Annotated in this window: 1 protein-coding gene; it reads right to left on the bottom strand. The window is 65.4% G+C overall.

Annotation, left to right across the window (positions count from 1 at the left end):
- The coding region (locus AABA86_RS33660) for a YhjD/YihY/BrkB family envelope integrity protein (protein WP_338309803.1) at positions 1-285 on the bottom strand (285 nt) is incomplete at its 3' end.
- Positions 286-335 lie beyond the last annotated feature (50 nt).

Below are 335 nucleotides of genomic sequence, written 5' to 3'. Positions count from 1 at the left end.
GATGGTGAGCACGCCGGTGCGGGTCGTGGTCAGCACGTCGTGGACCTCGCCCGAGATCGAATCGGCAACCTGCTTCGGCCAGATCTGCAGCATCAGGCTGGCGGCCTGGTCGGCGAGTTCCTTGGAGCCGAAGAAGCCCGCAAGCGAAGTCAGCACGATCAGGAACGGGAACAGCGCCATCAGCGTCGACAGCGCGATATGGCTCGCGATCGCCCAGCCGTCATCGGCCAGGAACGTGTAGAACGCGTCCTCCACGACGACGTAGATGGTGCGGATGGCTTTCACGGCTAGCTCCCGCTTCGCCTCTTCCCGCTCGCCTCTCCCCGCAAGCGGGG

This window comes from Bradyrhizobium sp. TM233 (genome assembly GCF_036247965.1).
GTDB classification, from domain to species: Bacteria; Pseudomonadota; Alphaproteobacteria; order Rhizobiales; family Xanthobacteraceae; genus Bradyrhizobium; species Bradyrhizobium ottawaense.
The sequence above is the reverse complement of the archived record's forward strand: the minus strand, read 5'-3'. Positions and strand labels throughout refer to the sequence as shown.